The organism is Kitasatospora sp. NPDC023120 (assembly GCF_055560835.1).
In genome coordinates, this window is record NZ_JBVHHY010000048.1 from 23,019 (window position 1) to 37,396 (window position 14,378).

Here is a 14,378-nt window from a genome sequence, read left to right on the forward strand (position 1 = left end):
ACTCGGCGCGAGGCTCCAGCACCCTCATGATCAGGACACGGACGCCGAGCAGGAGCCGGTCCTGCTCGGCGCGGTGAGCGCCGTCGCGTACGAGACGGAATACCAGGAATCCGCCCGGATCGCCTCCGCGAGCAGCTGCCGGCCCGCCCCCGTCGGGCCACTGCGGCGCGCGAGCAGCGCGAGCGTCCGGGCCCGGTAGAGGCCCTTGGTGATGGTACGGGCAAGCTCGTGGGCCCGCTGCCGCTGCCCGGCTGCGGCGAACGCGTCGACCACCTCGACCAGGGTCGCGTCCGGCAGGCGGCGGTGCGGTCGGAGACGGAGAGTTTGGCGAAGGCTCGGAGGAGGTGGGTCTTGACGGTGTTTTCGCCGATGTGGAGGAGGCGGCCGATCTCGGCGTTGGCGTGGCCCTGGGAGACGAGGGCGAGGACTTGCAGTTCGCGTTGGGAGAGTTGGGGGCGTTCGGGTTCGCCGCCGCGCGGGCGGGAGACGAGGGCGGCGGCAACGGTGGGGGCGGCGCCGACGACTTCCAGGCCGGGCTGGGCGTCGAGCATGCCGCGATGGTCAGCGAGGACCCGGTGACGGCGGCGGTGATCAGCAGGGAGTGCAGGAGTTCGGCCATCTCGTTCCACCACCGGAGGGTCCAGCCGAGCGCCGGCGCGAAGTTGTGGACGAGCAGGAAGCCGACGGCCCACGGGCGGGACAGCAGGAAGTACGACAGGGGCGCGAGCGCCACCTTGCCGAGCACCTCCGCCTCGCCCGCGTCGCGCCGGATGTCGAGGCCGAGGCCGTCGGCGGCGGTGTGCTTCCCGTGCGTCTTGCGCAGGCCCGGACCTGTACTGCTGTTTCTTCCATGCCATCGGCCTGGCGGCGGTGCGACCGGCGGGTCGGGCCGGTGTCCACCGGTCGGTGGACAGGGGTCGGTGGACAGGGACCGGTGGACAGGGCCCCCGAAACTCGCGGGCTCGTGGGCACGACTGGGGGCGCTAGGGGGCCGATCGGGGGGTGGCGGGCACCTAGGGTCGGCGTTCGAACGCCTGTCGAGGCGTTGCGGTCAAGAGGGTCACGACGGTGGAGAGGCGGAGGACTTCATGGGGGCGAGCGGGTCCTGGGCGGTCCGGTCCGAGGGCGCGGCGGATGCGGTCGTGCTCGCCGTCGACTTTCCCGGCACGGGGCGGCGCGAGGCGGGGTTCACGGACCTGGCCGAGCGGCTGGACATCCCGTACGCGCTGTGGGAGACGCTGCCGCCGCCGCTGGCCTCCGGCACCACCCTGACCGGCGCCCAGTGGGTCGACCGCTGGCTGGACGGGGTCCGCGCGAGCGGGCGGCCGGTCCGCGCGGTCATGGGGTTCTGCGCCGCCAGCCCGTACGCGGCAGTCCTGGCGCACCGCATCGGGGAGATCCAGGACGAGACGCCGGCCACCGTGTTCTTCGACCCGGACATCCCTCAGGAGTTCTTCCTGTACTGGCAGTACCAGCAGATCATGGAGCGCTTTCTGCCGGACCTGGCGCCCGAGGAGATGGCCGCGGCGCGCAAGCGCGGCGAGCAGGCCCGCGAGGAGGCCGAGTCCATCACCGAACTGGGCACCCGGCTCAGCGAGCTCTTCCGGGAGTACGGCGAGCCCGCGTGCCGCCGGGCCGGGCTGGACGACGAGCACACGGCGGAGTTCCTCGGCGGGTTCACCACCTACGTCTCCTTCGTGTGCGGCTCCAGCGAGGTCGCGGCCGAGGACATCACCGCGCTGGTGGGCATGTGGTCCGCCGCGACGGCCGTGACCTCCTCGACCAACAGCGAGTCGGGGCGGCTGGTCGGCACGGAGGTCCCGTTCCCCGGCATCGCGCACGTCGACCTGATGGCCAGCCCCGAGGTGGCCGCCGCCGTCTCCGGCCTGCTGCGGTGACCGCTGCCCCCGACCGGGACAACCAGGACAGCCAGGACGACAAGGACGACAAGGACGACCCCGTGGCGAACGCACCCGGCCCGACCCTCCCGCACGCGCTGACCGGCCCGGTGCGCCCGGTGCCCGCCACGCTCCTGCCGGACCTCCTCCACGCCACCGCCCTGGAACGGCCCGGGGCGAGGGCCCTGGTCGCCGCCGACGCGACCCTCACCTTCGGCGAACTGCACGGCCGGGTCCAGCAGCTGGCCCGCCACCTGCTGGCGCGCGGGGTCGGGGCGGAGGACCTGGTCGCCGTCCTGCTGCCGCGCACGGCCGATGCGGTGGTCGCCCTGCTCGCCGTGCTCACCGCCGGCGCCACCTACGTGCCGGTGGACAGCGGCTATCCGGCGCAGCGCATCACGGCCATGCTCGCCGACGCGCGCCCACGCCTGCTGCTCACCACCCGGGACCTCGCCGCCCGGCTCGCCCCGGACGTCCCCGCGCTGCACCTGGACGACCCGGCGACGGCCGAGGCGACGGCCGGCCACTCCACCGCGCCGGTACGGGACTTGGAGCGCGGCCGCCCGCTGGGGCCGCAGGACGCCGCGTACGTGCTGTTCACCTCCGGCTCGACCGGCCGCCCCAAGGGCGTGGTCGTCGAGCACCACTCCCTGGGCAACCTGATCGCCTCCCACCGCGAGCTGTTCTTCGGCCCGGCGACCGCCCACTGCGGCCAGGAGCGGCTGCGCGTCGCGCACACCGCCGCGCAGTCCTTCGACGCGGCCTGGGACCCGGTGCTCTGGCTGGTCGAGGGCCACGAGCTGCACCTGATCGACGAGCCCACCCGGCGGGATCCGGCCCTGCTGGTCCCGTACCTCGCCGAGCACCGCGTCGACGTGGTCGAGACCACCCCGGCCTTCGCCGAACTCCTCGACCGCGGCGGCCTGTTCGACGAGGCACGGGGCCACCGGCTCGGGGTGCTGGCCCTCGGCGGCGAGGCGATCGGCTCCGCCCAGTGGGACCGGCTGCGGGCCCTGCCGCACCTGCTCGCGCTCAACCTGTACGGGCCGAGCGAGTGCACCGTCGACGCGTTCCTCGCGCCGCTGTCCGCCCACCCGGCGCCCACGCTCGGGCGGCCCGTCGCCAACACCGTCGCCTACGTCCTGGACGACCACGGGCGGCCCTGCCCGCCCGGGGCGACCGGGGAGCTGTACCTCGCCGGCGCCGGGGTGGCCCGCGGCTACCTGCACCGCCCCGACCTGACGGCGGAACGCTTCGTCGAGGACCCGTGGCAGCCGGAGGGCGGGCGGATGTACCGCACCGGCGACCTGGTCCGGCAGGAGGCGGACGGCGCGCTCGTCTTCGTCGGGCGTGCGGACGGCCAGGTCAAGCTGCGCGGGCAGCGGCTGGAGCTCGGCGAGGTGGAGCAGGCCCTGCTGCGCCACCCCGGCGTGGCCCAGGCCGTGGCCGCGCTGCGCGAGGACGCGCCCGGGGCGCAGCACCTGGTCGGGTACGTCGTGGCCGCGCGCGGGGCGCGCTGCGAACCGGCGGAGGTGTCGGCGGTGGCCGCCGAGTCGCTGGCCCCGTACATGGTGCCGTCCGCCGTCGTGGTGCTGGACGCCCTCCCGCTGTCCCCCAACGGCAAGGTGGACCGGGAGGCGCTGCCGCGCCCGGACTTCTCCGGGGCGGCCGGGGGGCGGGAGCCCGCGACGCCGACGGAGAAGCTGCTCGGCCGGCTGGTCTCGGAGGTGCTGGCCGTCGGCTCCCTCGGTGTGGAGGACGACTTCTTCCAGCTGGGCGGGAACAGCCTGAGCGCGATCCGCCTGATCGCCGCCGCCCGTGAGGAGGGGCTTGTGCTGCGGCTGCGGGACGTCTTCGAGCACCGCACCGTCGAGGCGCTGGCCGCCCTGGTCGACGGGATCTGACCGGAGGGCAGGCGCCCTTGGGTGCGCGCCCTCGGTTCCACAAGCCGATCGGGCGGGTGGTGTCCGGCCCCGGACTCCACCCGCCCGATCATTTGCCGTCTCTCCGCCGCCGTCAGGCGACGACCGGTTCCGCGACGGGCCACGGGCCGCCGGCGAGCGACTCGTACAGCCGCCCCAGCCGCAGCAGGGTGGCCTCGCCGTGCGGGCGTCCCATGAACTGCAGGCCCACCGGCGGACCGTCCGACGGCGTGCCGCAGGGCAGGGACAGCGCCGGCAGTCCGGTCAGGCTCGCCGGGTGGGCGAAGCGGGTGCTGGCGACGGGGACCACGTCCATGCCCCCGTCGGGCTGCGGCAGGAAGAACTCCCCGTGGGTGACGGGGGTGATGGCGACGGTCGGCAGGACGAACGCGTCGACGCCCTCGAACGCCTCCCGCCACCGGTTGTGCAGCAGCTGTCGGGTGCGCAGCGCGTCGATGTAGTCGCGGGCGGGGATCAGCGCCCCCTCCTCCAGCCGGTCGCGCGTCGTCGGGTGCAGCTGGGCACCCTCCTCCAGGGCCCGGCGGTGGTGAGCGCTCGCCTCCGCCGACATGATCAGCGCGGTCGCCGGGGACACCAGGTCGACCAGGGGCAGGCTCACCCGCACGATCCGGGCGCCGTGCGCGGCCAGCAGCTCCACGGCGGCGGCGACGCGCTCGGCGACCTCGGGCGCGCAGCGGGCGAACAGGGCGTCGTCCGGCACGGCGAGGGTCAGCCCGGCAGCGGAGGACTCGGCAGGCTTGCCGGCCTTCGTGGCCTCGGTTCCGGCGAGCACGTCGAAGGCGAGGGCCGCGTCCTCCACGGTGCGGGCCAGCACGCCGGGCGTGTCCAGCGACCAGGACAGCGGCGCCACCCCCTCGGCGGACAGCACGCCGTAGGTCGGCTTGAGCCCGACCACCCCGCACATGGCCGCCGGGATGCGCACCGAGCCGCCGGTGTCGGTGCCGAGCGCCAGCGGGCCCATGCCGGCCGCGACGGCCGCGGCGGCCCCGCCGCTCGACCCGCCGGCCGAACGCTCCGGGCAGCGCGGGTTGCGGGTGCCGGGGGTGGTGGTGCCGAAGGCGAACTCGTCCATCTCGGTCTTGCCGAGCACGATGGCCCCGGCCTCGCGCAGCCGGGCGACCACGGCCGCGTCGGCGGCCGCCGGCTCGCCGCCGGCCTGGCGGAGCACGGCGGACCCGGCCCAGGTCGGGGTGCCGGCCACGTCGAAGAGGTCCTTGACCGAGACGGGGATCCCGTCCAGCGGGCCGCGCGGGCCGTTCCGGGCGATGCGCTTCTCGGCCTGCTCGGCCTCGTCGAACGCGGTCTCCTCCAGGACGACGGAGTACGCGCCGACGACCGGGTCGGCCGCGCGGATCCGGTCGAGGATCTGCCGGGTCAGGTCGACGGGGCTCAGGCTGCCGTCGGCGATCCGGGCCGCCGCCTGGGCGCCGGTCAGCCGGTACGCAGGCACCTCGGTACCGGTGGGGGCAAGGGTGTCGGTCATCGTCTCACTCCCATTCCAGGCGGAAGGCGGGCTGCAGGCGCTGCCGGCCCAGGTCGAGTGCCTCCAGGGCGAGGCCGGCACCGTTCAGCCGGCCGCGCCGGGCGTCGAGGTCCGCCCACCGCTCCCGGGCCACGGTGACCCGGGCCGCCTCCGTGAGCACACCCACGGCGGACGGATCGGCGCCCCCCGCGGGACCGGGCGCCCCGGTCCCCCTGCTCTGCGTCGTGTTCGCCAATTCACTTTCCCGTCGTCAAGGCCGAGCCTGGCCGGGTCAATTACCTCCGGATACCCCCGGATACCCCCGGAAATTAGCAAGCCCCCAGGCCGCCCGAGTAGATCGGCGGGCGGAATACCTGGTCCGCTCCCCCACAATTCCGGTAGGAGGCTTTTCCTCAGGGGCCGCTAGGGGGATCATAGGGGGCCCTCGGATCCGTACTCTGCGAAAAGTGACGACACGTGCAGCGAGTATGGACTCCAGCACGCCGAATCGGGCGGCGAGCACCGAACGGCAGCAGCCCGGGCCGCGCTGGGGTCAGCGGACGACGAGCCTTCTCGCCGAATCCGCTTATGTAACCGACAAGGGTTCCGACGTGGCCACGCGGGACTTCGCCGGCTGGCTGGCCGACCGGGGGCGCGACCACGCCTTCGCCGTCCACCGCATCGACTTCGCCGATCTGCGGGGCTGGCACTTCCACGAGAAGTCCGGAAACCTGGTCCATGAATCCGGAAAATTCTTCACCGTGGAAGGCCTCCACGTCCGCACCTCGGCCGGCCTGTTCCCCGAGTGGTACCAGCCGATCATCCGGCAGCCCGAGGTCGGCATTCTCGGAATTCTTGCCAAGGAAATCGACGGGGTCCTGCACTTTCTGATGCAGGCGAAAATGGAGCCGGGCAATCCGAACCTGCTCCAGCTTTCTCCCACCGTGCAGGCGACCCGCAGCAACTACACCCGGGTGCACCGGGGCGCGCCCGTGCGCTACATCGAGTACTTCACCCGGCCCACCCGGGGCCAGGTGATCGCCGACGTCCTGCAGTCCGAGCACGGCGCGTGGTTCTACCGCAAGCACAACCGCAACATGATCGTCGAGACCCACGACGACGTACCGCCGCACCCGGACTTCTGCTGGCTGACCCTCGGCCAGCTCCACGAACTGCTCCAGCAGGACAACGTCGTCAACATGGACGCGCGCACCGTCCTGTCCAGCCTCCCCGCCTCGGCGGATGAGCACGACAGCGGCCTGGCCCTCTCCCCCGACACCGACGTGCTCAGCTGGCTGACCGAACACCGCTCCACCCACGACTGGACGATCGAGCCGGTGCCGCTCGCCGGCCTGCCCGGCTGGAAGCGCACACCGCGCGAGATCACCCGCGAGGACGGCCACTTCTTCGACGTCATCGCGGTGGCCGTGGAGGCCGGCAGCCGGGAGGTCTCCAGCTGGACCCAGCCCCTCATCGAGCAGCACCGCGTCGGCGTGACCGCCTTCCTCGTCCACGAGTTCGACGGCGTGCCGCACGTGCTGGCCCACGCCCGCATTGAGGGCGGCCTGCCCGGCGTGGTCGAGGTGGCGCCCACCGTCCAGTGCGTGCCGGAGAACCACCCGACGGAGAAGCAGCCGCGCTACCTCAACCAGGTGCTGTCCGCGCCGGCGTCCCGGGTCCTCTACGACACCGTCCACTCCGAGGAGGGCGGCCGCTTCCACCACACGGTCAGCCGCTACCTGCTCGTGGAGGCCGACGAGTCGCTGGTCTCCGAGCAGCCGCCGCCGGAGTACGCCTGGCTGAGCGTGCGCCAGCTGGAACGGCTCACCGGCACCGGGCTCTCCGTCAACGTCCAGGCACGCACCCTGCTGGTCTGCCTGCGCTCCGTCACCAAGACCTCGTGACCGGTCCGGTTCCCCCGGCCGCCGCCCCGCTGCGCGTCGGCGTGCTCGGTGCGGCGGCCATCGCCCGCCGTCGGATGCTGCCGGCGTTCGCCGCCGTACCGCAGACCCGGATCACCGCCGTCGCCACCCGCGCACCGGGCGGCGCCGACGACCTCGCCGCCGAGTACGGCTGCGCGAGCGTCACCGGGTACGAGTCGCTGCTCGCCCGGTCCGACGTCGACGCCGTGTACATCCCGACCCCCGCCTCGCTGCACGCCCCCTGGGCGCTGCGCGCGCTGCGGGCCGGGAAGCACGTACTGGTCGAGAAGCCCCTGACCGACGACCCCGGGGAGGCCGCGCGGCTCACCGAGCTGGCCGCCGCCCGGTCGCTGGTCCTGATGGAAAACGTCATGTTCGTCCACCACGGGGTGCACGCCCGGATCGCCGACCTGGTCGCCTCCGGCACGATCGGTGAACTGCGCCACTTCCAGGCCACGTTCAGCGTCCCCGAACCGCCGGACGAGGACATCCGCCACCACCCCGACCTGGGCGGCGGCGCCCTCGCGGACGTCGGCGTCTACCCGCTGCGGGCGGCCGCCCACTTCCTCGGCGCGGGACTGCGGGTCGCGGGCGCCACCCTGGTGGACAATCCTCGACACGGGGTCGACGTCTCCGGTTCGGTCCTGCTGCGCACCCCGCCGACGGCCCCCCGGCCCGTCACCGCGACGCTCAACTTCGGCATGCGGCACGCCTACGGGGCCTTCTACGAGCTGTGGGGCAGCCACGGGTGGATCCGGCTCGACCGGGCCTTCACCCCGCCCGCCGACCACGAGCCGCTCGTCCGGGTGCGGACCGACCGCGAGCAGGTGCTCCGGCTGCCCGCCGAGGACCAGGTCACCGCGACGGTACGGGCGTTCGCGGCTGCCGCGCTCGGCGGGGAGAGCGGCAGCCGGGGCGAGGGCGGGGGCGAGACGGCGCCCGGTGGCGCGCGGTGGGCGGTGGAGCTGGCCCGGCTGCTTGCCGAGGTGCGGGCGGCGGCAAGGTAGCGGCCGTTCGTTTTGCCGTGGCTGTGACGAGGCCGGGCCGGTTCCCCTGGTGGGGAGGCCGGCCCGGCCTCGTCGTTTCGGAGCTCGTCAGCTCGTCAGCTCGTCAGAGCGAGAGGTGCTTCCGGATCACCTGGAGCACGTCCTGCGGGCGGTCGTTCAGGTAGAAGTGCCCGCCCGGGAAGACGTGCAGATCGCTGGGCCCCTCGGTGTGCCCCTCCCACGCCCGGGCCTCCTCCACCGTCGCCATCGGGTCGGCGTCGCCGGTCAGCACGGTGACCGGGCAGCTCAGCCGGTCGAGGGGGCGCACCCGGTAGGTCTCGACCGCCTTGTAGTCGCCCCGGATCGCGGGCAGCACGAGCTGCACCAGTTCCTCGTCCTCGAAGACCCGGTCGTCGGTCCCGCTCAACCGGCGTACGTTCTCAATCAGTTCGGCGTCGGGGCGCAGGTGCACGTCATCCTCCGGCCGGACCAGCGAGGGCGCGCGCCGGCCCGACACGAACAGCCGCACCGGGCCGCGCCCCGCCGCCTCCAGCCGCAGCGCCACCTCGTACCCGACCAGCGCCCCCATGCTGTGCCCGAACAGCGCGAGCGGACGGTCGTCGCCGTCCGACACCGCCTCGGCGATCCGGTCGGCCAACTCCCTGAGGTCGCCCAGAGGTTCCTCGGCCCTGCGGTCCTGGCGCCCCGGGTACTGGACGGCCAGGACGTCCGCCCCGGGTGCGAGGGCCCGGGCCACGGGGATGAAGTAGCTGGCCGCCCCTCCCGCGTGCGGCAGGCACAGCAGCCGAACGCCCGCCTCGGGGGCCGGCTGGTAGCGGCGGATCCAGACACCGGCGTCCACTGCGGAGGTCATCGGTACTCCCACTTCCTGTCGTGTTGCTGCTTCTTGCTGCTTCTTGCTGCTTCTTGCTGCTTCGGCGGGTGCCGCCGGCGCGAATGCACCGGCGGCACCCGGGTGTTGCGCGTTGTTCGAACCGTAGCGCGGACGCCGGTCGGACCCGGTCAGAGCACGGTGAATTCCTGGGCGAGGTACTCGGCGAGCTCCGCCGAGTGCAGGTAGTCGTAGACGGTGGTGTCGGGCACCTGCAGCCCGGTGATGGCGGCGAGACGGCGGCTGAACTCCAGCGCGGTGAGCGAGGCGAAGCCGAGATCCATGAAGTCGCCGTCCACGGCGACCGCCTCGGCTCCCGCGTACCCCAGCACCACCGCGACCTGACCGCGCACCAGCTCCACCAGGGTCTCCAGCCGCTCCTCCGCCGAGAGCTCGGCCAGCACGCGCCGCAGCGACTCCGGCCCGTCGATGCCCGCCAGGAGCCCGCCTCCTCCGGCCGTGCCGCCCGCCCCCGCCGGGCCGGCCGCGGCGAGCGCCGCCCGCGCCTCGGGGATCCCGTCCAGCAGGCGGCCGAGGGCGCCGGCCCGGGCGGTGGCGAACTCCGCCCAGTCCAGGTCCGTGACGACCAGCAGGCCGTCCGCCCGTTCGAGGGCCCGGTCCAGGACGGCGAGGTCGAGGGCCTCCGGGTCGGCGGCGATCATGCGCACCGGCGCGGACGCGGCCGTCCGGGCACGGACGGTCGCCTCCCACCAGCCCGCGAGGGCGGTGCTGCCTCCGTTGCCCGTACCGCTCGTACCGCTCCTACCGCCGACCAGGTCGGTCACCGGGAGGACGAGGAAGAGGGCGACCGGCTCGGTTCCTTCGACCCCGTCGGCAAGGGCCGTCAGGGCGGACTGGACGGGCAGTTCGGCGCTCAGCAGTTCGTCCAGCGACTTCTCCAGCGGGCCGTCGGCCGCCGTCACCCGAGGGGCGTGGATCACGGCCGAGAGGCGGCGGCCGGCGGGAAGGGCCCCGGCCAGCCGGGCCGGCGCTTCCCGGTCCGCCACGTCGCACACGATCTGGCTGATCCCCGCCTCCGGCGTCCCCGCCGGGGCCGGGTCGTCCGGTGCGGTCGCCACCAGCACCTGCGCCGCGCCGGCGGCCAGCAGGCGGCGGGCCACACGGTCGCGCCAGCTCTCCGTACCACCGCTGACCAGGAGCGCACCGCTCAGGGCCGACGGCAGACCTGCGGTGGTTCCGGCACCGGGGCCGGCCGGCAGCAGGCGACGCGCGAACATGCCCGCGTCGCGCAGCGCCAGCTCGCTCTCCTCGGACTGGGCCAGCGCCTCGACCAGCCGCCGCAGCACACGGTCGGTGCACCGCGCCGGCACATCGACCACGCCACCCCCAAGGCCGTCACCGGCCTGCCCCGGCACCCGGCCGAGGCCCCAGACCACGGCCTGCCCGGGGTCCGTCACCCGGTCCAGGCCTCCGCCCGTCGAGACGGCCCCCGAAGTCAGCGACCACACCGGCACGGACAGGCCGGCCTCGGACAGCGCGCGCAGCAGCGAGAGCGTCGCGGCAGCCGGCTGCCGGGGCCCGACCGCTTCCTCCGACGACGCCGGGATCGGCAGCAGCGACAGCACACCGGCGGCCTCCACACCGTCCTCCGTCAGCGCCGACAGCTGAGCGCCGAGGCCGTCGTCCACGGACTGCGTGGCAGTCAGGACCCGTACGTCCGCACCGCCGGCGGTGAGAGCGGCGCCGACGCGTGCCGCCAGAGCGTCCCCACCCGCGCCGTCGCCGAGGTGCTCGGGTACGGCCAGCAGCCAGGTGCCGTGCAGGCGCGGCCCGGCACCGTCCGGGCGAGGGGCCACGGCCGTCCAGTCGATGCGAAAGTGCGGGGCGGGGACGTCCGCCTGCCGCCGGCCCAGCCAGGAGGCCAGGACCGGCAGCGCGGCCTCGACGGCCGCCCGGTCCTGCGCCGCATCGAGACCCAGCAGCGTTGCCAGCGAGCCCATGTCCGACTCGGCGACGGCCGCCCAGAAGCGCGCGTCGGTGTCGGCGTCACGGTCGGGGCGCGGGCCGGAGGCGGCGTCGGCGGCCTGGTCCTGCTGCTCGTCCCGCCGCTGGTCCTGGCGCTGGTCCTGGCCGAGCCAGTAGCGCTCGTGCTGGAAGGCGTACGTCGGCAGCTCGACCCGCCGGCCACCGGCCAGCAGCGCCTGCCAGTCCACGGAACCGCCGGACGCGAACACCGCACCGACGGCCTCCACCACCGAACGCGCCTCCGGCCCGCGCAGGGCCGGGATCCCGGCCACCTCCGCGCCCAGGGCCCGACCCGCCAGAGCGGTCAGGACCCCGCCGGGGCCGACCTCCACGAAGCGGCGGGCTCCCAGAGCGTGCAGCGCCCGCAGGCCGTCGGCGAAGCGTACGGTCTCGCGGACGTGCCGAACCCAGTACGCCGGGTCAGCGATCTCCGCACCTATCGAGGCACCGGTGACGGTGGACACGAACGGGATCCGGGGTTCGGCGAAGGTCAGCCCTTCCACGAGCGTGCGGAACTCGTCCAGCATCGGTTCCATCAGGGGGGAATGGAAGGCGTGGCTGACCTGGAGCCGCTTGGTCCTCGCGCCTCGCTCCGCCAGGGCGGCGGCGATCTCGCCGACGGCGTCGTGCGCGCCGGAGAGGACCACCGAGGTGGGGCCGTTGACCGCCGCGAGGCCGACCTCCAGCTCCCGGCCTTCGAGCAGCGGAAGGATCTCCTCCTCGGAGACCTCGACCGCCACCATCGCACCACCCGAGGGCAGTTGCTGCATGAGACGGCCGCGTGCCGCGACCAGTGCGGCGGCGTCCGCCAGGGACAGCACGCCTGCAACGTGCGCTGCGGCGATCTCGCCGACCGAATGCCCGGCCAGCACGTCCGGCTTGACTCCCCAAGACTCCAGCAGCCGGAACAGTGCCACCTCCAGCGCGAACAGGGCCGGCTGCGTGAACTCCGTACGGTCCAGTGCCTCCGCATCCTCGCCCCACATCACCTCGCGCAGCGGGCGGCTGAGCTGCGGATCCAGCGCGACACAAACCTCGTCCAGCGAGTCCGCGAACACCGGGAAAGCCTCGGCGAGTTCACGTCCCATGCCCAGACGCTGGGCACCCTGACCCGTGAACAGGAACGCGGTCCGGCCGCCCTTCGCGCTGCTCTTCTCGGTCAACGAGCCGAGAGCGGCAAGCAGTTCGTCACGGTCCGACCCGACGACGACGGCCCGGTGCTCAAGCGCACCACGCGTCGTCGCCAGCGAGAACGCCACATCCAGCGGCTTCACCTCCGGACGCTCCGCGACGAACGACCGCAGCCGCTCGGCCTGCGCCGTCAGCGCGTTCTCGGACGCGGCCGACAGCACCCAGGGCACGAAGCCTTCGCGGGGCTCGGGAGCCCGGTCCGCCACTACGGCCGCAGGGGCCTGCTCGATGATGACGTGGGCGTTGGTGCCGCTGAACCCGAAGGAGGAGACGGCGGCACGGCGCGGCTCGGCGGTGTCGGGCCAGGCCTGCTCCTCGGTGAGCAGGCGGACGTGTCCCTCCGTCCAGTCGATGTGCGGGGACGGCTCGTCCGCGTGCAGGGTGCGCGGCAGCACGCCGGCCTGCATCGCCATCACCATCTTGATCACGCCGCCCACGCCGGCGGCGGCCTGGGAGTGGCCGATGTTCGACTTCAACGAGCCTAGCCAGAGCGGCTGTTCGGCGGTTCGGGCCTGTCCGTAGGTCGCGAGCAGGGCCTGTGCCTCGATCGGGTCACCCAGGTTCGTCCCGGTTCCGTGAGCCTCCACCGCATCCACCTGGCCGGCCTCCAGCCCGGCCGAAGCCAGCGCCTGCCGGATCACCCGCTGCTGCGACGGGCCGTTCGGGGCCGTCAGGCCATTCGAGGCGCCGTCCTGGTTCACCGCGCTGCCACGCACCACCGCCAGCACCGGATGCCCGAGCCGGCGCGCGTCCGACAGCCGCTCCACCAGCAGCATGCCCACACCCTCGGACCAGCCGGTGCCGTCGGCACCCGCGCCGAAAGCCCTGCACCGACCGTCGGGCGAAAGGCCGCGCTGGCGGCTGAAGTTGACGAAGGCGCCCGGAGTGGACATGACGGTGACGCCGCCGGCGAGTGCCAGGTCGCACTCGCCCGCGCGCAGGGCCTGCGCCGCCAGGTGCAGGGCCACCAGTGAGGAGGAGCAGGCGGTGTCGACGGTGACGGCGGGGCCTTCCAGGCCGAAGGTGTACGACAGGCGTCCCGTCAGGACGCTGGCCGCCGTACCGGTGCCCATCAGGCCTTCCATGTCCCCTGGCACTTCACGCAGTTGCGAGGCGTAGTCGTGGTACATCACACCCGCGAACACCCCGGTCCGGCTGCCCCGGAGCGAGGCCGGGTCAACCCCTGCCCGCTCGAACGCCTCCCAGGACGTCTCCAGCAGCAGCCGCTGCTGCGGATCCATCGCCAGCGCCTCACGCGGCGAAATACCGAAGAACCCAGCGTCGAACTCGGCTGCGCCGTACAGGAATCCACCCTCGCGCGAGTACGTCGTCCCCGGGTGATCCGGGTCCGGGTGGAACACGTTCTCCAGATCCCAGCCACGGTCCACCGGGAAGCCGGACACGGCGTCCCCGCCGGACAGGACCAGGTCCCACAGGCCCTCCGGCGACGACACGTCACCCGGGTACCGGCAGCTCATGCCCACGATCACGACCGGATCGTCGCCGTTGCCGATGGCCGGCCGACGCGCGACGGCGCTTTCCGCTGCTTGCTCCGGCTCACCGGCGACCTGCGACTCGACGAACTCCGCCAGTGCGACCGAGGTCGGGTAGTCGAACACCAGAGTCGCCGGCAGGCGCAAGCCAGTCGCGGCAGTCAACCGGTTGCGCAGCTCCACCGCCATCAGCGAGTCGAAGCCCAGGTCGCGGAACGACTTCTCCTCGTCGATCGCATCCGCCGAGGCGTGCCCGAGCACCGCCGCGACCACCGAGCGCACCAGTTCCAGCAGATGAGCCGCGCGCTCCGGCGCGTCCAACCCGGCGAGCACACGCGCCAGTTCGGTGCCCGTCACAGCGCCCCGCCCCTCGCCTGCGGCGGCCCTGCGGCGCGCGCGGGTCGGCAGCAGGCTCCGGAGAATCGGCGGCGTCTGCGCGTCGTCGGCGAGGGTTCGGAGGGCGGGGAGGTTGAGGCCGATGGGCAGGAGGAGCCCGTCGTGGGTGGTGTAGGTGAGGGCCTGGTCGAGGAGGGCCAGGCCTTCGTCGTTCGTGAGGGCGACGGCGCCGGAGCGGGCGAGCCGCTGCACGTCGGTGTCGGCCAGGG

General features: G+C 73.9%; 8 protein-coding genes and 2 pseudogenes. 4 read left to right on the forward strand and 6 right to left on the reverse strand.

Annotated elements, in window-relative coordinates; all coding sequences use genetic code 11:
* Window positions 1–30: 30 nt before the first annotated feature.
* Entirely contained in the window at window positions 31–273 is a 243-nt protein-coding gene (locus tag ACZ3TI_RS38530) for a hypothetical protein (protein ID WP_465734867.1), read from the reverse strand.
* Between the two features lie 23 nt (window positions 274–296).
* Window positions 297–512, reverse strand: a pseudogene (locus ACZ3TI_RS38535) (response regulator transcription factor); the annotation flags it as partial.
* 576 nt (window positions 513–1,088) lie between these two features.
* On the opposite strand from ACZ3TI_RS38535, the gene ACZ3TI_RS38540 reads away from it, so the two are divergent.
* Window positions 1,089–1,898: a hypothetical protein gene (locus tag ACZ3TI_RS38540; RefSeq protein ID WP_465734845.1), complete on the forward strand. Its 810-nt coding sequence runs from the start codon at window positions 1,089–1,091 to the stop codon at window positions 1,896–1,898.
* Window positions 1,895–3,802, forward strand: a complete 1,908-nt coding sequence (locus tag ACZ3TI_RS38545) for a non-ribosomal peptide synthetase (protein ID WP_465734847.1) — start codon at window positions 1,895–1,897, stop codon at window positions 3,800–3,802. Before ACZ3TI_RS38540 ends, ACZ3TI_RS38545 begins: the two co-directional genes overlap by 4 nt.
* Window positions 3,803–3,914: 112 nt before the next feature.
* Here ACZ3TI_RS38545 and ACZ3TI_RS38550 read toward each other — a convergent pair whose 3' ends face one another.
* Both ACZ3TI_RS38550 and ACZ3TI_RS38555 read right to left on the reverse strand, forming a co-directional pair.
* On the reverse strand, window positions 3,915–5,324 hold the full coding sequence (locus ACZ3TI_RS38550; protein WP_465734849.1) for an amidase: 1,410 nt from the start codon (window positions 5,322–5,324) through the stop codon (window positions 3,915–3,917).
* Between the two features lie 4 nt (window positions 5,325–5,328).
* The gene (locus tag ACZ3TI_RS38555; RefSeq protein ID WP_465734851.1) at window positions 5,329–5,490 is read right to left on the reverse strand and encodes a hypothetical protein; all 162 of its coding nucleotides are present in this window, start codon (window positions 5,488–5,490) and stop codon (window positions 5,329–5,331) included.
* A gap of 424 nt (window positions 5,491–5,914) precedes the next feature.
* On the opposite strand from ACZ3TI_RS38555, the gene ACZ3TI_RS38560 reads away from it, so the two are divergent.
* Window positions 5,915–7,207: an NDP-hexose 2,3-dehydratase family protein gene (locus tag ACZ3TI_RS38560; RefSeq protein ID WP_465734853.1), complete on the forward strand. Its 1,293-nt coding sequence runs from the start codon at window positions 5,915–5,917 to the stop codon at window positions 7,205–7,207.
* Complete coding sequence (locus tag ACZ3TI_RS38565) at window positions 7,204–8,232, forward strand: Gfo/Idh/MocA family protein (RefSeq protein ID WP_465734855.1); 1,029 nt, start codon at window positions 7,204–7,206, stop codon at window positions 8,230–8,232. The genes ACZ3TI_RS38560 and ACZ3TI_RS38565 overlap by 4 nt, the downstream gene beginning before the upstream one ends.
* Window positions 8,233–8,335: 103 nt before the next feature.
* Here ACZ3TI_RS38565 and ACZ3TI_RS38570 read toward each other — a convergent pair whose 3' ends face one another.
* Window positions 8,336–9,085 carry a thioesterase II family protein gene (locus ACZ3TI_RS38570; protein WP_465734857.1) on the reverse strand — a complete coding sequence of 250 codons (750 nt, stop codon included), beginning with the start codon at window positions 9,083–9,085 and terminating at the stop codon, window positions 8,336–8,338.
* Between the two features lie 149 nt (window positions 9,086–9,234).
* Window positions 9,235–14,058: pseudogene (locus ACZ3TI_RS38575) on the reverse strand (type I polyketide synthase); the annotation flags it as partial.
* Window positions 14,059–14,378 lie beyond the last annotated feature (320 nt).